Origin of the sequence: Marinobacter denitrificans (assembly GCF_008795955.1) — a bacterium.
Lineage (GTDB): Bacteria > Pseudomonadota > Gammaproteobacteria > Pseudomonadales > Oleiphilaceae > Marinobacter > Marinobacter denitrificans.
Genome location: NZ_VMHN01000007.1, coordinates 86,640 through 105,682, shown reverse-complemented (window position 1 = coordinate 105,682; position 19,043 = coordinate 86,640). Strand labels below are relative to the sequence as shown.

18 protein-coding genes are annotated in these 19,043 nt (G+C 57.2%); 6 read left to right on the top strand and 12 right to left on the bottom strand.

Features of this window, described 5'->3' with window-relative positions:
• Positions 1-121 precede the first annotated feature (121 nt).
• The 3 genes from FO268_RS17330 to FO268_RS17320 all read right to left on the bottom strand — a co-directional run bounded on the left by FO268_RS17330 (position 122) and on the right by FO268_RS17320 (position 3,232).
• Entirely contained in the window at positions 122-1,555 is a 1,434-nt protein-coding gene (locus tag FO268_RS17330) for an AsmA family protein (protein WP_150994494.1), read from the bottom strand.
• A gap of 96 nt (positions 1,556-1,651) precedes the next feature.
• Entirely contained in the window at positions 1,652-2,029 is a 378-nt protein-coding gene (locus FO268_RS17325) for a nuclear transport factor 2-like protein (RefSeq protein ID WP_150994493.1), read from the bottom strand.
• Positions 2,030-2,197: 168 nt separating this feature from the next.
• Positions 2,198-3,232 carry a GlxA family transcriptional regulator gene (locus FO268_RS17320; protein ID WP_202336678.1) on the bottom strand — a complete coding sequence of 345 codons (1,035 nt, stop codon included), beginning with the start codon at positions 3,230-3,232 and terminating at the stop codon, positions 2,198-2,200.
• A 159-nt stretch (positions 3,233-3,391) separates the two neighbouring features.
• Here FO268_RS17320 and FO268_RS17315 point away from each other — a divergent pair, with 159 nt between their 5' ends.
• Both FO268_RS17315 and FO268_RS17310 read left to right on the top strand, forming a co-directional pair.
• Complete coding sequence (locus FO268_RS17315; protein ID WP_202336676.1) at positions 3,392-4,492, top strand: class I SAM-dependent methyltransferase; 1,101 nt, start codon at positions 3,392-3,394, stop codon at positions 4,490-4,492.
• A complete protein-coding gene (locus tag FO268_RS17310; protein WP_150994491.1) occupies positions 4,489-5,250 on the top strand; it encodes a methyltransferase family protein in 762 nt (253 codons plus the stop codon). Before FO268_RS17315 ends, FO268_RS17310 begins: the two co-directional genes overlap by 4 nt.
• A 163-nt stretch (positions 5,251-5,413) precedes the next feature.
• Here the strand turns inward: FO268_RS17310 and FO268_RS17305 are convergent, their stop codons facing one another.
• Positions 5,414-5,902, bottom strand: a complete 489-nt coding sequence (locus tag FO268_RS17305; RefSeq protein ID WP_150994490.1) for a GNAT family N-acetyltransferase — start codon at positions 5,900-5,902, stop codon at positions 5,414-5,416.
• A 115-nt stretch (positions 5,903-6,017) separates the two neighbouring features.
• Positions 6,018-6,371: a hypothetical protein gene (locus tag FO268_RS17300; RefSeq protein WP_150994489.1), complete on the bottom strand. Its 354-nt coding sequence runs from the start codon at positions 6,369-6,371 to the stop codon at positions 6,018-6,020.
• Between the two features lie 110 nt (positions 6,372-6,481).
• Here FO268_RS17300 and FO268_RS17295 point away from each other — a divergent pair, with 110 nt between their 5' ends.
• Entirely contained in the window at positions 6,482-6,673 is a 192-nt protein-coding gene (locus tag FO268_RS17295; RefSeq protein ID WP_225316819.1) for a hypothetical protein, read from the top strand.
• Between the two features lie 62 nt (positions 6,674-6,735).
• On the opposite strand, the gene FO268_RS17290 is transcribed toward FO268_RS17295, so the two are convergent.
• The 3 genes from FO268_RS17290 to FO268_RS17280 form a co-directional block, all read right to left on the bottom strand.
• A complete protein-coding gene (locus FO268_RS17290) occupies positions 6,736-7,284 on the bottom strand; it encodes a type 1 glutamine amidotransferase domain-containing protein (protein ID WP_150994488.1) in 549 nt (182 codons plus the stop codon).
• Between the two features lie 58 nt (positions 7,285-7,342).
• Complete coding sequence (locus tag FO268_RS17285; protein WP_150994487.1) at positions 7,343-7,783, bottom strand: hemerythrin domain-containing protein; 441 nt, start codon at positions 7,781-7,783, stop codon at positions 7,343-7,345.
• A gap of 163 nt (positions 7,784-7,946) precedes the next feature.
• A complete protein-coding gene (locus FO268_RS17280) occupies positions 7,947-8,294 on the bottom strand; it encodes a 4a-hydroxytetrahydrobiopterin dehydratase (RefSeq protein WP_150994486.1) in 348 nt (115 codons plus the stop codon).
• Between the two features lie 127 nt (positions 8,295-8,421).
• Here FO268_RS17280 and imuA point away from each other — a divergent pair, with 127 nt between their 5' ends.
• Genes imuA through FO268_RS17265 form a run of 3 tightly spaced genes read left to right on the top strand, consistent with a single transcriptional unit; the run spans position 8,422 to position 13,659 of the window.
• On the top strand, positions 8,422-9,111 hold the full coding sequence (gene imuA, locus FO268_RS17275; RefSeq protein ID WP_150994485.1) for a translesion DNA synthesis-associated protein ImuA: 690 nt from the start codon (positions 8,422-8,424) through the stop codon (positions 9,109-9,111).
• Positions 9,112-9,118: 7 nt separating this feature from the next.
• Complete coding sequence (locus FO268_RS17270; RefSeq protein ID WP_150994484.1) at positions 9,119-10,537, top strand: Y-family DNA polymerase; 1,419 nt, start codon at positions 9,119-9,121, stop codon at positions 10,535-10,537.
• Complete coding sequence (locus tag FO268_RS17265; RefSeq protein WP_150994483.1) at positions 10,537-13,659, top strand: error-prone DNA polymerase; 3,123 nt, start codon at positions 10,537-10,539, stop codon at positions 13,657-13,659. The genes FO268_RS17270 and FO268_RS17265 overlap by 1 nt, the downstream gene beginning before the upstream one ends.
• A 265-nt stretch (positions 13,660-13,924) precedes the next feature.
• On the opposite strand, the gene FO268_RS17260 is transcribed toward FO268_RS17265, so the two are convergent.
• From FO268_RS17260 to dbpA, 4 genes are all read right to left on the bottom strand, one after another.
• Positions 13,925-15,247 carry a sodium ion-translocating decarboxylase subunit beta gene (locus FO268_RS17260; RefSeq protein ID WP_150994482.1) on the bottom strand — a complete coding sequence of 441 codons (1,323 nt, stop codon included), beginning with the start codon at positions 15,245-15,247 and terminating at the stop codon, positions 13,925-13,927.
• A gap of 13 nt (positions 15,248-15,260) precedes the next feature.
• Entirely contained in the window at positions 15,261-17,054 is a 1,794-nt protein-coding gene (oadA, locus tag FO268_RS17255) for a sodium-extruding oxaloacetate decarboxylase subunit alpha (RefSeq protein ID WP_150994481.1), read from the bottom strand.
• Between the two features lie 42 nt (positions 17,055-17,096).
• Complete coding sequence (locus tag FO268_RS17250) at positions 17,097-17,354, bottom strand: OadG family protein (protein WP_150994480.1); 258 nt, start codon at positions 17,352-17,354, stop codon at positions 17,097-17,099.
• A 213-nt stretch (positions 17,355-17,567) separates the two neighbouring features.
• Complete coding sequence (gene dbpA, locus FO268_RS17245; RefSeq protein ID WP_150994479.1) at positions 17,568-18,941, bottom strand: ATP-dependent RNA helicase DbpA; 1,374 nt, start codon at positions 18,939-18,941, stop codon at positions 17,568-17,570.
• Positions 18,942-19,043 lie beyond the last annotated feature (102 nt).

The following is a 19,043-nucleotide window of genomic DNA, read 5'->3' as shown; positions in this document are numbered from 1 at the left end:
GTATCCGGATTGGAGAATTTTGACGAGCCGTAGCCTTGGATGGCGGCCATTATCCAGTTTTTGATGCCCTTCGTCTCGGTCAGTAACTCTCCCGGTACTGCATGCGCACCTTATTTCAGCATCAAGGATGTTCAACGGATCCGGCGTAGAAAGTTTCGCACTCCTCGTTCGTAATGGCCTGCACTCCACGCTCGACCAGGTCAAGCATCGGTCCTGTCACAGCCACCAGAACGTTGGGACGCTCAATCTCGGGTTCGTGGAATGGGCCAGTGATCTGTTGTTCAACCACGGCACAGCCTTCAGAGTCGACGACGGCCACACGCAAATCCTTGAAGCTGTAATTGCTGAAGCTCAGGGCACCGCTCAGGGCGAGGCGGTTTTCAGGTGTGCGGAAGGCCACATCGCTCGCCTGCGCCACGCCATCCTCAATGGTCCATTCCGAGACCATCTGATCAATGGTGGTGCTGCCCCCACTGCCTTCCAGTAAGCCTGTAAATTCATAGCCTCGGGTAACAACAAGACCTACCGGCCCGGCGAGGAAAATGGCACCAACATCAATCAGGTTAAAGCGCTGGGTGTCGGTATAGTCCTCCAGCTCATCATCCAGATCAAACCCATCAAAGCTGAGTTCTCCGGAGCTCAAATCCAGCCTGCCGCTGGCGCTTTGCCGGAGTTCCTGCCAGCTGCTGCCTTTCGCATTCAGAGCCAGATCAAGGTCGATTTTGCCGGCAGCGACCTGATCCGGATTCAGCATGCTCATGAACGCGCCAAAATCGAATCCCGTAAGTTTGTTTTCAAGCTGGATGGCAGGCGTCTGAGACGAAACATCAACTTCTGCCCGCCCCGAGAGCTTCCCCTCCAAGGCCTGTGCAGTCACCGGATCCAGCTCGAAAACACCCTTTTCGCCACGCGCTGTCACCGACAGTTCGGACATACTGAAGCGCTCCTGACTAACCGCATGGCACTGCAACTCGCCCCCGGCAGCAAGCGTTTCAAGCACTTGCGCCAGCTCACCACCCTTATGGCGGATATTGCGCAGGTCCAGATTGCACTTCTCCCCCTGCCATTTCATCTCCGTGGTCTGATCACGATAGGTAAGCTGGGCGTCAGAGACCCGCAACCGTTGCAGCGTAAGTTCGTTGAGCTCCCCGGGTTGAGGCTTGTAGACGTTAAATTCACCGGACGGGGTACGTTCAACCAACAGTTCCGGCCGTTTGATGTGAAGGTCAGTCGGGTGTATGTCGCCAACCAGCAGGCGGGAGGCAGAAAACCCTACTCTGACGCTTTCAGCGGTGGCCACTACCTGCCCGTCCCGGCTCACTTCGAGACCCGGGATGGTGACGCTCGGCCCCTGAACAATGCCGAACTGCAGCGCCTGGCCGATTTCCACATCCAGGCCAAGGGTTTCGGTAAGCTCCGCTTCAAGCCGCTTTCTGGCCTGCTCAGTATCAACCAGCCACCACAGTGCCAACGTTGCTACCACGGCCAGCGCGGCCACCACCAAGACAACCACAAGTCCGATTCGTAATCGTCTTTCCCTCACTCCGCCAACCATAGTAGAGCCTCTTCCACCGTTCTCTTTTCAGATGAGCATAGCTCCGGCGTTATGGGTCGGCAACACAGCTCCGTTGGCGTTTCGCTGTTGGAGGGTTCAGCTGGCTGAAGGCAGGTTGCCTCCCAGCATGTTTTCAACCACTGCTGCGTTATAGAAGGCTTCAACGGTCTGTATTTTGTCGTTCCGGACACGAAACCAGACTGCCAGCCGCACGTCTCCAATCGGTTCAAAGTTGGTCCGGTAGTCCAGCACCGCGAATACATGCTCCCCTTCCGCACTGAGTTGACGGAGGATCAGATCTTTCTGAATAGCGGCCATACCGAACTGGTAAGACAACATGTCGTCCGGCCGAAGGAAGCGCATATTCGGTCCCACGTACTCGAATCCCTCATCAACCAACAAGGCCTTTGCCTCTTCAAAGCGTTGGGCATGGATATCAGCAATAAACTGCGCCACGATGTCTTTTGGCTGCATGAAAAGCTCCGCTTACAAGATGGGAAGGTTTGAATGCCTCTATGGCGTCTCTGCCATAGAAAAATGGCCTACTGAACTCACCTGTATACCAAAAATCGGGCGATGACAAATAAGTTTAGGTCACTATTTCCCGGCACCCTGGTTCATCTATCAGGTCGGGTCCAATAGCTACAAGCGACCCAGGCCCCCGAATTTTCTCCGGTACTGGGCAGGCGTAAGGCCAACTCGCTGCCGGAATTTACGGCTGAAAAAGGCCGCATCCTGATAACCCACCATCTCTGCGACAACCTCCACAGATACGTTGCTGGTCTCCAGAATCTGCTTGGCCTCTTCAAGCCGGAGGGTTAACACGTACTCGATGGGCGCCATACCGGTTGCCTGCCGGAACCGGCGAGTGAAGGAACGCTCACTCAGCCCACTCAGTGCCATCATCCCCGCCACCGGCGAAGACCGATCATAATGGTGGGCAACCCACTGCTGGCAGCGGGCAATAACCGCATCATCCGACTGCCTCTGGTGACTGACGGAAGCAAAGGGTTGCTGCCCGGTTTGATGCCACTCAATCAGGTGAACCTTGGCAACCCGAACGGCCTCAGCCTGGCTGCAGAACCTGGCTATCAGATACAGCCCGAGATCCATCCACGAGGTGCCGCCTCCGGACATGATAAGTCGTTGGCCAATGCCGGAGGCAACCAAGGCTCTCTCCGGATGCATCCGCACTCCGGGGTAGCGCCTTGCCATGAATTCGCAGAAGCCCCAATGTGTAGTGGCATCCTCGCCGGCCAGCAACCCCGCCTCTCCAAGTAGAACCGCGCCCGTACAGGCGGTCGCTATCAATCCGCCCTTCCGCCAGTATTCTTTCAGCCACCGGGTTTCCCTGGCAAAGAGTTCCCCGGGGCCGGCAAGGGGGTCGAACACCACCTCCAGAATACAGATCGCATCGGGACAATAATGCTCGTCCAGGGTTTTTGTCGGCCTGATCCAGCCTCCGTTCGCCAATTCCATCGGTTCGCCATCCCATGAAACAATGGAGGCATCAATCAACCCCTTCCCCGGTACCCCCTGCATCAGGAAGTCCCAATCCCGTCCCGCGGAGCCCAGTAGTTCCTGCATGCCATAGATCGGTGAGGCCGTTGCCTGGGGAACGGCAAGTATGCCCACCTCAACGGGCCTGCGGCTCAAATCCGGGGTTTTATCTGACACTCTGTGCTCTCCCTTACAGCCCCGATCATAAGACCTTCCCCCAACAATGGCCACCTGGCCGATTCGACCATTAATTGACAGTTTTCGCGCAAGGGTCCGGGCGCCAAACCGTTCAACATAGACGTGCATCAACCAGACAATCCTTAACAGGGAGAACGAATGATGAACGCACCAGTCTCGGCACCGACCTCGGCTCGCAGCCCTGAGCTGTTCGGGGAACACTTCGCTCAAATGTTAAACCATGCTGCCATCGTGGCCATGACGTCTCTCGGTCACCGGCTTGGGCTGTTTGACACCCTGGCCAGCTTGCCACCATCCACCAGCCACCAAATATCTGACGCCAGCGGACTGAACGAGCGATACATCAGGGAATGGCTATCAGTAATGGTCACCGGCGGAATCATTGATTATCAACCCACCCCTAAAACCTTCTCGCTGGACTCTGCTCATGCAGCCTGTCTGACCCGCAGCGCCAGCCCCGACAACCTGGCGGTAACAGCCCGCTTCATTCCTCTGATCAGCAGCATGGAAACAGCTCTTATGACTTGCTTCCGCACTGGCGAAGGGCTGCCCTACAACGCCTATCCGTGCTTTCATGAAGTCATGGCGGAAGACAGCCACCAGACCGTGGTGAGCGCCCTGTTCAATCACATACTCCCACTGGCGCCCGGACTGCAGGAGCGTCTTGAGCGCGGCATATCGGTGCTTGACGCAGGGTGCGGACGAGGGCTGGCTCTGCTGGCTCTGGCACAGGCGTTTCCTAACAGCCGGTTTACCGGCTATGACTTGTGTGAGGAGGCCTTCGAACCGACCCGGGAGAAAGCCCGTGCCAGGAGGCTGACCAATCTGTTTTTTGACGCCCGGGACCTTCGGAACTTCCGCGACCCGGCCAGCTACGACCTGATTACCTCTTTTGATGCAGTTCATGATCAGGCGGATCCCGCAGCCCTCTTACGGGGTATTTCGGAAGCATTACGTCCCGGTGGAATGTACCTGATGCAGGACATTGCTGGCTCCAGCTTCCTGGAGAACAACCTTGAGCACCCCCTCGGCCCACTGCTCTACACCATATCCTGCGCCCACTGCACACCGGTTTCACTCGCCCAGGGCGGGCCGGGACTAGGCACCCTATGGGGCGAAGAAAAAGCTGAACTGATGCTTCGCCAGGCAGGCTTTCATCATATTGAGTCCCATCGGCTGGAGCACGATCCCTTTAATGTTTACTTCATCGCTCGCAACGAAGAGGGCAAGACGCCATGAAAAACATTTTCTTCGGGCTTTATGCCCTGGCCGCCTATGGCATTGGCTTTGCCTCATTGCTGGCATTGATGGCTTTCCTGCTGAACCTGACGCCCTGGGGTATCGACGGGGGTGCACCCGCCGATTCGCTGCTTGCAGTTGGTGCCAACAGCCTGCTTCTTGGCGGCTATTTTGCACTACATTCCATAATGGCGCGGCCTGCTTTCAAGGAGCGCTGGACAGCGATCGTGCCACAACCACTGGAACGCAGCACCTACGTTCTGGTATCCGGCTTGACCCTGGGAGCCCTGATAACCCTCTGGCACCCTTTGCCCGGAATAATATGGAAGACAGAAACTGCCAGCCTGGCGGGCCTGTTTTATGGACTACATGCTATGGGTTGGACGGTAATGGTGTTGGCCACCTTCAACATAAACCACTTTGACTTTTTTGGGCTCGGCCCTGTCTGGCGGTTTATTCGCCGCCAACCGAACCGTGAGACTCCTTTCTCAGCACGCTATCTTTACGGATTAATACGCCACCCAATCAGCCTTGGCTGGATGATAGTGTTCTGGGCGACTCCTGAAATGACCGTCGGCCACGCGTTAATGGCTATTCTGGCCACAAGCTACATTCTGGTGATCACTCCGCGGGAAGAAAAAGATCTGGAACAGGCTATTGGCCAACCCTATCGCGATTACCAGAAACAGGTGCCGGCATTTGTACCTTTGCGCCGTGCTGGCCCGAGGGAATCAACTTCCAGAAAAGCCGGGGCCTGATACGACCGCAAATTCAGGCCTTCACGGCCGACAACTACTTCGATTGGTTATGCAGGTTCAGCGGAGGGGCCATTACCTGGTCAACTTCCTCCTCTGAACTTACATTGTGCGCCAGACTGAATCCAGCGAAGCCTTCGGGAACTCCAATCCATGATCGTGTTTTTTACGCACCTTGATCCACAGCTTGGTGGCGAAGATCAAATGCGTAGAACTTGGTTTCAGGCACCGGATTGTGGAAGTAGGGCTCAATTTCAGTAAACCCCATTCTCTCGTACAAGGCTTGGGCTTTTCTCGTGGGAGGTACTGCGTCCAAAACGAGCCGGCTATAGCCTAAGCTCTTGAGCTTTAGAAAGAGGTTTTCCATAAGCGACCGACCGATACCTTTCCCTTGCTGGTCCGGACGGACGTACAGGCGTTTTACCTCTGCTGTATGCTCGTCAATTCTCCTGAAGCCAACACCTCCTGCAACGCAAGAACCTACCATTGCGAACGTGTATTGCCCGCTTGGCAAAGAAAAGAGTGCTTCAAGATTGGCCATCTCTCCCTCAAAATCCTGATAAGAGAGGTCAATGCCGAGCCAATCAGCGTACTCATGAATTAGCCGTCGGAGTTCCCTGCTATCCGAGGGAAAGCACACATCTCTGATTACCATCGACTACTCCCTGTCTTCGATTAGCGCTTAAGCTTGCAGCATGCCCGCCTACGGAATGGAGGTGAAGCCGCAGTGCGGTAGGCCTCGCGCGCCTGTTCTTGTTAACAGTGTCCACTTACCCCAACGGCAGAAGACTTGCCCCACACCAAAAGCAATTTCGTCGTGTTTTCTTAACTTGCCGCCCGCAATCCGGACAATCTGCCCCCATGACAGGGTCATATTTCCCGTCCTCCCTGCCATCTCGGAGATCAATTTGCGTCATTTTCTCTTTGAGCTTCGCTTCCGAAAAGCCTGTAGCCCGCTCTAACTCTTCAAATAACGCATGGCAGAGTAAAGACAGCCGATCTACTTTTTCTTCAAGATCTTTGATTGAGCGGAGTGCGGTTTTGGCGTCTATTTGTGCATCGCCACTTTTTCTTCGATTTTGTGCTATTTCCAGGTGTTGGAAAGCATCCCAAAAACGAGACATCTTTGATCTCCCTATCAGTTAACGAATGATATGGACTCCCCTGCTCCCACGGCATCCATGTGCCACATTGAAGGTGTCGACCTCTTCAATCAAAAGCAGGAGGAGTCATCGTGAATGTTACAACCATCGGTATCGATCTGCCGAAAACTGTGTTCAGTATTCATGGCACCGACCACCACGGCAAGGTCGTGGTTCGCAAACGACTGAATCGACCCAAGCTGTTGCCGTTTTTCGCCCAATTAGCTCCTTACCTGATTGGCACGGAAACCTGCTCGGGCGCTCACTACTGCTATCAGCGCTAACAGTTCCTGGGCTTTTGGTTTGAGGCCGCTGGAGGCCAACTTCAGACAGCCCCCACTCACGGTTATCCGGCGGCCGGCGACAGCGCCTCGATGATGGCGGCGCAAAAGTCGTCCAGGTCATCCGGAACTCGGCTGGTAATCAAACCATTGTCATTGTGTACTGGCTCGTCAACCCAGGTTCCGCCGGCGTTTTGAATATCGGTTTTCAGACTGGGGAACGACGTCAGTGTGCGGCCGCGAACCTTATCCGCTTCGATTAGCGTCCAGGGGGCATGGCAGATGGCGGCCACCAGTTTATGCTTGTTGCAGAATTGCTTGATTAACGAAACCGCAGCTTCGCCCGTTCTCAGTTCGTCCGGATTTGCGACACCCCCAGGCAGAATCAGCGCATCGTAGTCGTTCGCATCGGTGTTTGCTGCCGTTTTGTCCACCGGAAAGGTGTGCGCTTTATCCAGGTGGTGGTAACCCTGAATTTCACCTTCTTTCAGCGAAATAAGATGCAGCTCTGCACCTGCGCCCTGGAGATCTTTCCAAGGACGAGTCAATTCGATTTGTTCAACACCATTTGTCGCAAGAAACGCGATTTTCTTTCCATTTAGCGGCGCACTCATATACATCCTCCTTCTGTTTCAACGTTCGCATGCTTTCTTTGCGGCGTTTGCTTCATACTCAGGGAGACGTTCGTTTCTCCATCTCGCGCCGGTAATCCGATCCTAGCGAGGTTTTCTCGTTTTCTCCGAGCACCTTGCCGGCGCTGGGAAACACTTCCTGCTCTTCTTCTTCGAGATGATGCAGTAACTTATGGGCAAGATTTTTTGCGTGAGCAAGCCAGGCTGACGAATCCTGCCCGGTACCGGATACGGCTTCAATCAACTCATCAAGCTCGTGATGCTCGGCAACGCTGTGCCGGGCCTTTTCTTGAGTGGCATCAAACTGCATCAAGGGCACGTAGAAATACCTCTCCTCTGCCAGCGCATGGTCCTCGAGCTGCTTTTTCAGGTTCAAAAACAAGCGATCACGCTCATCAGTGGCGCCACTGGTTGCGAGTAGCTGATCGACTAGCTCTCGTTGCCTGTCATGGTCTGCCCGAAGCTCCTCAAAAATAGTCATCTCAGATATCCTTTCTCAAGCTGAATTAAGCCCTGCCATCCGGCGGGCGGCTCTGACCAACGAAACTCTTATCCGGTCGATATTTATTTGCTACGCCGCTAATGCCTCATTGGTTCAACACCGATGACGACAGTCGAAAGCACTTCCCTGAAGATGGGTTGAATCACTGCATCTCTTCGTAGGCTGCATCGGTTCGTGCCGCCATGATGTAATCGTTTTTGTGCAGGCCACCGATCTTGTGGGTCCACCAGCGTACCGTCACTTTGCCGTATTCCAACAGGATGGCGGGATGGTGGTTCTCGGCTTCGGCCAGGTCGCCCACCTTGTTGGTAAACGCCTGCGCCTGGGCGAAGTTCTTGAGTTTGAACACTCGCTGTAGCTGTTCTTCTCCATCCAGTTCAACAACCTGCCAGTCTGGCACCTCTTTTCCCAAGGCCTGTTTTTCCTCAGCAGTCACTCTTGGTGCGTCTGCACTGCAGGCTTCGCAGTTCTGTTTCGTCAACTCACTCATTTTCCACCTCCCTGGTTGATGGGTGTACTACAAGCGTGGGTGGGTTCCAGCAGATTATCAACCCGGTCCTTGAAATCGGCCGCCTTTCAGAATACTGTATATTTAAACAGTATATTGAGAGTTTTCCATGAGCGAGATTCTGAACACGCTGATGCAGGATGCCCGTGTCTGGCAGGGGCACCAGCATATCCGCACCAATCAGTCGGCAGAGCCAACCGGTTACCAGATGCTGGACAACCAGCTCGGGGGCATCGGCTGGCCCAGGGGCGCATTGAGCGAGTGTTTGCTGAATGCGCCAGGCATCGGGGAATTGCAGCTGTTATTGCCTTTAATGCAACGGCTGTCTCACAGTGGCAAAACTGTATTCTGGATAAACCCGCCCCACACCCCGTACGCGCCCGCCTTCGCTCGGGAGGGGGTCAACCTGGATCAGGTGATACTCATCCACACCGAAGACGAGGGCGACCTCCTGTGGACACTGGAAAACTGTCTGCGCTCTCCGGTAACCGGCCTGGTCATGGTCTGGCCCGGGAAACTGGCCGCCCGGGAAATACGGCGCCTGCAACTGGCAGCCGAGGCCGGCAGCAATGTGTGTGTGCTGTTCCGTGAACGCCGCTACGCCGAACAGAATTCCCCGGCGGCCCTGCGCCTGGAACTGGCTCCCGGAGAGCATCAGGATCTCAGGGTGAATGTGCTGAAACGCCGCGGCAGCTGGCCGGGGCAATGCTGTTCGCTGGCAATGCACCACCGGGCCGATCTGGCTTTCCAGGAGGCACCCCGGATAGTACAGGGCCCCTGGTCTGGCCAGGCCGGGTAAGGTCATCATGCTCTGGTTGTACCTGCACTTCCCTCACCTGTTGCTGGACCATATTCGCCGTTCCCGTGAAAACGAGGGGGCGTTGGCCGTAGTGGAAGGCTCCGGCCAGAAAGTCATCCAGGCCTGCCCGAAAGCGCGGGCTCAGGGGGTGCGGGCTGGCATGCGCCTGAAAACTGCCATCAGCCTAGTGCCGGAGCTCGGTATGGTAAGGGCAGACCACCAACAGGAAGCGCGGATCCTCGAAGACCAGGCACGCTGGCTGTACCGTTATGCGGCCCATATCGTACTGGTGCCCCCTGATGGCCTGCTAGCGGAAGTAGGCAGCCTGCAGCGGCTTTACGGAGGGCTGCCCGCCGTCTGGCAGACTGTAGAGCAGGGGCTGAACGAACGCCAGCTTAACGCCTGGATTGGTATCGGCCATACACCTCTCTCGGCCCGGCTGATTGCCCGCACGGGCAAGGGTGAATGCACGGCAGACAAGGGCCATATTCTGCGTGCGCTGGGGCAGATGTCCCTGATGGCGGCAGAGTTTGAGGACAAAACCCGTACCCGGCTACAACGTATCGGCCTGAACACCCTTGGGGAGGTGCTTGCCCTACCCTCCAATGAGTTGGCCCGCCGCCTTTCGCCGGAAACCCTGGCCTATGTCCAGAAAATCCAGGGGAACCGGGCAGACCCCAAAACGCCCTGGCATCCCCCTCACTACTTTCGCCAGCAGATAGACTTTGTACAGGAAGTTGAACAGTCCCAGGGCCTGCTGTTTTCCCTCCAACGCATTCTCTCTGAACTGGAGGAAGACCTGTGCTGGCGCCAGCAGGATACCGACAGCCTGCTGCTGGTTCTGCAGCACCGGCACGAAGAACCTACCCGCCTGCGGGTTCGTACCTCCGGCCCGGAGCACCGCTCTGAAACGTTCCTGAACCTGATTCGCTTGCGGCTTGAGCAGCAGCCGCTGAGAGCGCCGGTGTTATCGCTGGTACTGTCGATCAGGCGGTTCCTGGGGCGGGAAGCCGGCGCTGGCCGGGATCTTCTGGGTGAAACCCAGGATCTGAATGAAGCCTGGCATACCCTGATCAGCCGTTTGCAGGCACGGCTTGGCGAGGCCGCCCTGCAGCAGTTATCGCCACAGGCGGATCACCGGCCGGAGCGGGCGTGGTCTGCCTCCGAAGTGCTGCGCAGGCCTGGCACCCGGCTGCCGGATTACACCCAACTGCCCCGTCGTCCGTTATGGTTGCTCAGGGGCCCGCAACCGCTTACCGCAGCCCCGTCCCGATGGTTCTCGGGGCCGGAACGTATCAGCGGTGGCTGGTGGGATGGCCAGAGGGTTCACAGGGATTATTACATTGCGCAACTGGACAGCGGCCAGCTCGCCTGGGTATTCAGGGATGTGCGGGATGGCTGGTTCGTCCACGGATGGTTCGGTTGATGAGCGAGTTTATCTACGCAGAGCTGTTCTGCTTCAGCAATTTTACCTTTCTGACCGGGGCTTCTCACCCTCAGGAACTGGCAGAGCGCGCTTTGGAAATGGGCTATTCCGCCCTGGCAATCACTGACGCCTGTTCGGTAGCCGGTATTCCCCGGGCCTGGGCCGCACTGAAAGACAGTCCGGTAAAGCTGATTACCGGCAGTTGGTTTGAACTGGAAGATGCCCCGCCTGGCGCTACCGTTCCCCGTTTTATTCTGCTGGCCCGCACCCGCAAAGGGTATGGACAGCTCTGCCAGTTAATCACCACCGGGCGGCGGCGGGCTGAAAAAGGCCAATACCAGCTATTTTTCCGGGACATTGAAACCCACACTCTGGATGACTGCCTGTGCCTGTGGCTGCCCCCCTCACCTGGCGAGGCGGATGCCGATCAGGCCCTGGCCTGTGGTGAATGGCTGCAGCGCCTGTTTGACCCTGCCCTGTGGATAGCCACCACCCGCACCCTTGAGGCCGGGGAAGAACTGCAACTGGCCCGTGTACGCTGGCTGGCTGACCACATACGGTGCCCGGTGGTTGCCACCGGCGAAGTGCACATGCACACCCGCGATCGTCAGCCCTTGCAAGATGTGCTCACTGCCCTGCGCAACCACACCACCCTGGAGAATGCCGGCCACTGCCTGTTCCAGAACGGCGAGCGCTACCTGCGGCCATTGCCGGTCCTGCAACGTCTGTTTCCCGCCACCTGGCTGCGGGAGACCCTGGTTATTGCCCAACAATGCACCTTCGAGCCCGGCAGCCTGCGTTATGAATACCCGCCAGACCTGGTACCGGAAGGAGAATCCCCGGCGGCCTATCTGAAACGGCTGACCCGCGAAGGCGAACGCCGGCGATACCCCGACGGCACACCATTAAGTGTTCAGGGCCTGATCCGCAAAGAGCTGGCCCTGATCTCGGAGATGGCATACGAGCACTACTTCCTCACCATTCAGGATATTGTTGCCTTTGCCCGCAGCAAAGGCATCCTCTGCCAGGGGCGGGGCTCCGCCGCCAACTCCGCCGTGTGTTACTGCCTGGGCATCACCGAGGTGAACCCGGCACGGGTGGAATTACTGTTCGAGCGCTTCATCTCCAAAGACCGTGACGAGCCACCAGACATCGACGTGGACTTTGAGCATGAACGACGGGAAGAGGTCATCCAGTACATTTACCGGCGCTATAGCCGCGAACGGGCCGCCCTGGCAGCCACTGTGATCCGCTACCGGCCACGCAGTGCCATTCGCGATGTGGGCAAGGCCCTGGGCTTTGACCCGGCCATGGTGGAACAGCTGCTGGAAGGCATCGACTGGCGGGACAAGGCCAGCAACTGGCGCCAGCAGATTCTCGACAAACACCTCACCCGCAACCCGAAAGTGGCTGACCAGTTCTTTTCCCTGGTGAATACCCTGCTCGGCTTCCCGCGCCACCTGTCCCAGCATGTGGGAGGGTTTGTCATCAGCGCGGGCCCGCTGGCCGAACTTGTACCGGTAGAAAACGCCGCCATGGCCGACCGGACCGTCATACAGTGGGACAAGGACGACCTGGAAAGCCTGGGCCTGATGAAAGTGGACGTACTTGCCCTCGGCATGCTGACAGCGATTCGCAAGGCCCTGGCCCTGATCAGTGAGGAAAAGGGCGCCCCCTTTACCATGCAGGATATTCCCCAGGAAGACCCGGCCACCTACGCCATGCTGCAGAAAGGCGACAGTATCGGTGTCTTCCAGGTGGAATCCCGCGCCCAGATCAATATGCTGCCGCGCCTGAAACCGACCACCTATTACGACCTGGTGATCGAAGTTGCCATTGTCCGCCCCGGCCCCATCCAGGGCGATATGGTGCACCCCTACCTGCGCCGTAAACATGGGCTGGAACCGGTGGACTACCCCAACGACGCCGTACGCAAAGTCCTTGAGCGCACCCTGGGTGTGCCCATTTTTCAGGAACAGGTGATCAAACTGGCCATGGTGGCCGCTGGTTTCTCCGCCGGGGAGGCCGACCAGCTCCGCCGCGCCATGGCCGCCTGGAAGTCCCACGGCGACCTGACCCCCTTTCGGGACAAGCTCATCAACGGCATGCTCGAAAGAGGTCACGATGCCGATTTTGCCGAACGACTGTACCTTCAGATCTGCGGCTTTGGCGGCTACGGTTTCCCGGAATCCCACGCCGCCAGTTTTGCGTTGCTGGTGTATGTGTCCTCGTGGATAAAGCGCCACTACCCTGCAGCTTTCTACTGCGCACTGCTCAACAGCCAGCCCATGGGCTTCTACTCGCCCTCCCAGCTGGTTCAGGACGCCCGCCGCCATAACGTCACCGTACTGCCACCGGATGTAAATCACAGCCAGTGGGACCACACCCTCGAAGGCCCTGATCGCCATCTACGCCTGGGCCTGAGGTTGATACAGGGTTTGTCCACCAGCGGTGGTGAGCAGCTTTGCCGGCTTCGCCCCCAACAGGGTTACCGAACCACCGCCGAACTCCGCCGCCTGGCCGGGCTGAACCAGCGGGATATGGAACTCCTGGCCGGCGCCAACGCCATGCCCGACTTCACCGCCAACCGTCATCAGGCCTACTGGCACCTCCTCGGCCACGAACAACCCGCTAAACTCTTTGCCGCTGACACAAGCGCGGAATACCTGCCGGACACCACCTGTGTACACCTGCCCGAACCCACGGAAGGCCAGAACGTACTCGCCGACTACGCCAGCCAGGGCCTTACCCTGCAGCGCCACCCTCTGGCGCTGCTCCGCGAACAGGGCCACCTGAAATTCTGCCTCAGCGCCGAACAGCTCAAGGCCATCCAACCGGGCCGCCCTGTCCAGGTGGCCGGCCTGGTCACCGGCCGCCAACGCCCCGGCTCAGCCTCCGGTGTAACCTTCGTTACCCTGGAGGATGAAACCGGCAACGTGAATGTGGTGGTGTGGCTGGAAACAGCGCGTCGACAGCGAAAGCCGCTGATAACGGCGCGGTTGTTACATGTGAAGGGTGTGTTGGAGCGTGAGGGGGATATTGTTCATGTGATGGCGGGAAGGTTGTCGGATTTGAGCCACTTGATTGAGGCTTTGCCGGTTAGTTCGCGGGATTTTCATTGATTTTGTCGGATTACGCCTTCGGCTAATCCGACCTACGGGAGAGAAAAGAAGCATTGAGCGATAACTGTGAAGCTTGCAGAGCCGGTGTGGGGCCTCCTTTCAGGAATGTCTCCGGCCAAGGACGGCCGGAGTCAAGCGCACATGGATGTGCTCGTAGCGTTTCCTGAAAGGAGGCCCCACACCGGCTCACCCCCCCAGTCCACAGGCTACAAAACGAGAAAACCCCGCACGAAGCGGGGTCTCCTTATTCACTAAAGTGAAACGATCAGCCCAGAAGCTTGATCATTACACCCGCAGCCACCGCAGAGCCGATAACGCCGGCCACGTTCGGGCCCATGGCGTGCATCAGCAGGAAGTTATGCGGATTGGCCTCAAGACCAACCTTGTTGGACACCCGTGCTGCCATCGGCACCGCGGATACACCCGCGGAACCGATCAGCGGGTTGATGGGCTCTTTTACGAAGGCATTCATCAGCTTCGCCATCAGAACACCACACGCCGTACCAACACCGAAGGCCACAATACCCAGCCCCAGGATGCCCAGAGTCTGGCCATCCAGGAACTTGTCCGCCATCAGCTTGGAGCCAACCGACAGCCCCAGGAAAATGGTCACGATATTGATAAGTGCGTTCTGGGCAGTGTCGCTCAGACGCTCAACCACGCCACACTCCCGCATGAGGTTACCAAAGCAGAACATACCCAGCAGCGGAGCGGCATCGGGCAGGAACAGTGCAACAGCAACCAGCACTACGATCGGGAATACGATCTTTTCTTTCTTGGTGACCGGGCGCAGCTGAGACATCTTGATGGCCCGCTCTTTCTGCGTTGTCAGCGCCTTCATGATTGGCGGCTGAATCATCGGAACCAGCGCCATGTAAGCGTAGGCTGAAACCGCGATCGCACCAATCAGGTGGGGAGCCAGTACGCTGGACACATAGATGGATGTGGGGCCGTCCGCACCACCGATGATACCAATGGCAGCGGCTTCCAGAATGGTGAAGTCAAGAATGCCCAACCAGTCCAGCAGAGCAGCGCCCAGCACCGTACCAAAGATACCGAACTGGGCAGCAGCGCCCAGCAGCAATGTCTTCGGGTTCGCCAGCAGCGGGCCAAAGTCCGTCATCGCACCTACACCCATGAAGATCAGCAACGGGCCAACGGTGCTGCCAATAACAATGGTGTAGAAGTTGTAGAGCATGCCGTTGCCATAGCCGTAGTCAGACGCAATGGCATTAGCCGCGCTAACGGTAGAATACCCTGCATCCTTGAAGGCGAGCTTGAACGCCTCTTTTACCTCAGGGGTCACAGCCTGCCCCGCCTGATAGCCAACATCCAGAGTGCTGGCCAGAGCGGCCAGGACTTCTGGCTTGGCAAAATGAAGAGCATTCTCAGCCGCAGACAGGGCAAGCCCTGCCTCCGGAATATTCGCCAGAATGCCACCGAAGCCAATCGGCACCAGCAGCAAAGGCTCGAACTTCTTGCGAATCGCAAGATACAGAAGCAGCAGGCCGATGACGATCATCACCACCTGGCCAATTTCTATGTTGAACAGGCCACTGCCCGTCCACAACGTCATTAATTTATCCATGGAATGCTGGCCCTTATGCGATTGTCAGCATTTCATCATCAACGGCAACGGCATCACCGACCTTGATGAAGACTTCGCCGATGGTACCGGCCTTGGGTGCACGCACCTCGGTTTCCATTTTCATGGCTTCGAGGATAATCAGCACATCGCCTTCTTCAACAGCGTCACCCGGAGAAACCAGTACCTTGAAGATGTTGCCACCCAACGGTGCCGGAACCGGCTCGCCACCGCCGGCAGGAGCTGGCGCAGATGGGGAAGCCGCAGGCGCCGATGCGCCGGCACCGCCCTTGCCTTCAATCTGGCTGATTTCCCCACCTTCGTTAACGGCTACGACATACTCCTTGCCGTTAACTTCCACGGTATAGGTTTCGGGCCCGCCCTTCTTCGCAGGGGCCGCGGCTACATCTTCCTTGGTCGGAACCGGTTCGAACGCATCCGGGTTACCGCGGTTCTCAAGGAACTTGAGACCAATCTGCGGGAACAGGGCGTAGGTGAGAACGTCATCCACTTCCTGCTCGGCCAGCTTAATGTCTTTCTCTTTCGCGATATTCCTGAGCTCTTCGGTCAGCTTGTCCATTTCCGGCTCGATCAGGTCGGCCGGACGGCACGTCACTGGCTCCTTTCCGTCCAGTACACGCTCCTGCAGTTCCTTGTTCATTGGCGCCGGTGCAGCACCGTACTCGCCCTTGAGAATCGCGGAGGTTTCCTTGGAGATGGACTTGTAACGCTCACCGGTCAGTACGTTCAGTACCGCCTGGGTGCCGACGATCTGAGACGTCGGTGTTACCAGCGGGATGAAGCCCAGATCTTCACGTACCTTGGGAATTTCATCCAGAACCTGGTCGAATTTGTCGGCCGCGTTCTGCTCTTTGAGCTGATTTTCCATGTTGGTCAGCATGCCCCCCGGAACCTGAGCAATCAGGATTCGGGAATCGGTGCCCCTGAGGCTGCCTTCAAATCTGGCATACTTCTTACGCACTTCACGGAAGTAACTGGCAATCTCTTCAAGCAGGTTCAGATCGAGGCCTGTGTCACGATCGGTTCCTTCCAGAATCGCAACCACCGCTTCGGTGGGTGAATGACCATAGGTCATGCTCATAGAGGAGATGGCAGTATCCACGTTATCGATGCCGGCTTCCGCTGCCTTGATGGCGGTTGCGGTAGACATACCGGTCGTGGCGTGGCACTGCATGTGAATCGGGATATCCAGCTCTTTCTTCAGACGGCTGACCAGGTCAAAAGCAACATAAGGCTTGAGAATGCCGGCCATGTCCTTGATGGCGATGGAGTCCGCGCCCATGTCCGCGACTTCCTTCGCCAGCTCTACCCACATTTCGATGGTGTGCACCGGGCTGGTGGTATATGCAATGGTGCCCTGGGCGTGCTTGCCGGTCTTACGAACGGCCTTGATGGCGCGATCCAGGTTACGGGGGTCGTTCATCGCATCGAAAATACGGAACACATCTACGCCGTTTTCGGCAGCGCGCTCACAGAAACGATCCACCACGTCATCCGCATAATGCCGGTAGCCCAGCAGGTTCTGGCCGCGCAGAAGCATTTGCTGTTGAGTATTGGGCATGGCTTTTTTCAGCTCACGGATGCGCTCCCACGGGTCCTCGCCCAGATAGCGGATACAGGAGTCAAAGGTAGCTCCACCCCAGGATTCCAGAGACCAGAAGCCTACTTTGTCCAGCTTCTCGGCGATGGGCAGCATATCGTCAAGCCGCATGCGGGTGGCCAGCAGGGACTGGTGGGCGTCACGCAGAATAACGTCCGTAATCCCCAGCGGTTTCTTTGTGTCAGTCATCGTGTCAGCCTTCTGTTTAAAGGTTCTAATCTGTCTGCCAGGTCACTTCTTGTGGCGTGACCGGTATTGTGCAATCGCTTTTTTAATAGCTTCAGCGGTGTCAGGATCGACTGGCGACGGCGCTGAGGGCTTTGCACGTGAATTACGGGCCGGAGTGGCAGGTTCAGGCTCAGCTGGACCAAACCGGAGCACCAGTTTTGACATGAGCAGGGTTGCAAACACCAGGATGATCAGGAATGCGAAAACAAACCCCATGCCTGCGACCATCAGATCGATGGCTTGTGACATCAGCTCATTCATAACGAATAGCTACCTGTATTGAGTTGTTGATTTTCCCGAGCTGCCTGTTATCCAGTGAAGAACCTCCAAGGGCAGGCCAATTCGGGGGGCAAAATCCCGCGTAATTTACCGTTTTCCGACCCACTGAGCAACCTAATTGCAGGTTTCAATAGGTGGTTTCCGAGCACCCTGGCCCATAGTGACGGGCCTCAGGCAGGTAAAACTGATTCTCATTCATGCATAACGTACACGCATTTTACGCCCCTTTATGCGACCTTGTTCCAGCCTTTTCAGGGCTGTGGCCGCTGATTCCTTTTCAACCGCCACAAAACACTGGAAATCAAACAGGTCTATCTTCCCCACCACTTTGCCCGGAAGCCCGGCCTCACCGGTTATCGCGCCCAGAACATCGCCCGGCCTGACCTTGTCTTTTCGGCCACCTGCAATACACAGTGTTCTCATAGCGGGCTCGGCGGGCTTCAAAGGCGTGGCCAAGAGGTCTGGAGTGCTTCCCCACTCCACCGGCTGCTGGCGCCCGGCCTCCAGGCGGTTGATCTTGTGCGCCTGCGCCGGTGTGCAGAATGTCACGGCCAGCCCCTGCTCTCCCGCGCGCCCCGTCCTTCCAACCCGGTGGGTATGCACTTCCGGATCCCGGGCAGGCTCTACATTGACCACCAACGGCAGCGACTTGATATCAAGCCCACGGGCGGCAACATCAGTCGCAACCAGTACAGAACAGCTCTGATTGCCAAAGCGCACGAGCACACTGTCACGGTCTCGCTGCTCCAGGTCTCCGTGCAGAGGCAAGGCCGCAAATCCCAGGCCATTCAGTTCACTGGCCACCTCATCGCACTGCTGCTTACGGGTGCAGAAGGCAATACACGATGCAGGCTGATGCAGCGACAACAACGCAGCCAGTGCCTGAACCTGCTGCCCCGGCGCAATTTCATAGAAGCGCTCGGTGATGTCAGACTCAAGAGACTGGCTGTCGATTCTCACATCCACCGGATTGCTCTGGTACTGTTCACTGAGCTTGCGGATATTCTCCGGCCAGGTGGCGGAAAACATCAGCGTCTGCCTTTTTGTCGGCGCCTGACTGATGATGTCCTCAACCGCCTCCTGAAAGCCCATATCCAGCATCCGGTCTGCTTCATCCAGAACCAGAGTTGTAAGCTGGTCCAGCTTTAACGTCCCTTTGCACAGATGATCCTGAATCCGCCCCGGGGTTCCAACCACAATGTGAGCGCCATGACTGAGCGAACCGATCTGAGGGCCAATGGATACCCCGCCACATAGCGACAGGATTTTTACGTTATCCCTCGCCACAGCCAGTTCCCGCAAGGATTTGGCCACCTGGTCCGCCAGTTCCCGCGTGGGGCAAAGCACCAGTCCCTGGACCTGGAACCGGCGCGGGTTCAGCTTCTCCACCAGCGGAATACCGAAAGCAGCCGTCTTGCCACTGCCGGTCTGAGCCATGGCGATCAGGTCGCTGCCCCTTAGCGCGGGAGGCAAGGCGCCGATCTGGATGGGGGTCGGGCTTTCAAAGCCAAGTCTCGACAGGTTTTCGAGCATTGGCCGGGAAAGACCCAGCTCACTGAATGACGGCATAAAAATTCCTGGAATAGCAATAGAGGGTGGGTTCGACCGGGAGCATTCCGGGCGTATACTGCAAGCAGTTTACCAGAAATAGCAAACCGCCACGGAGCATTG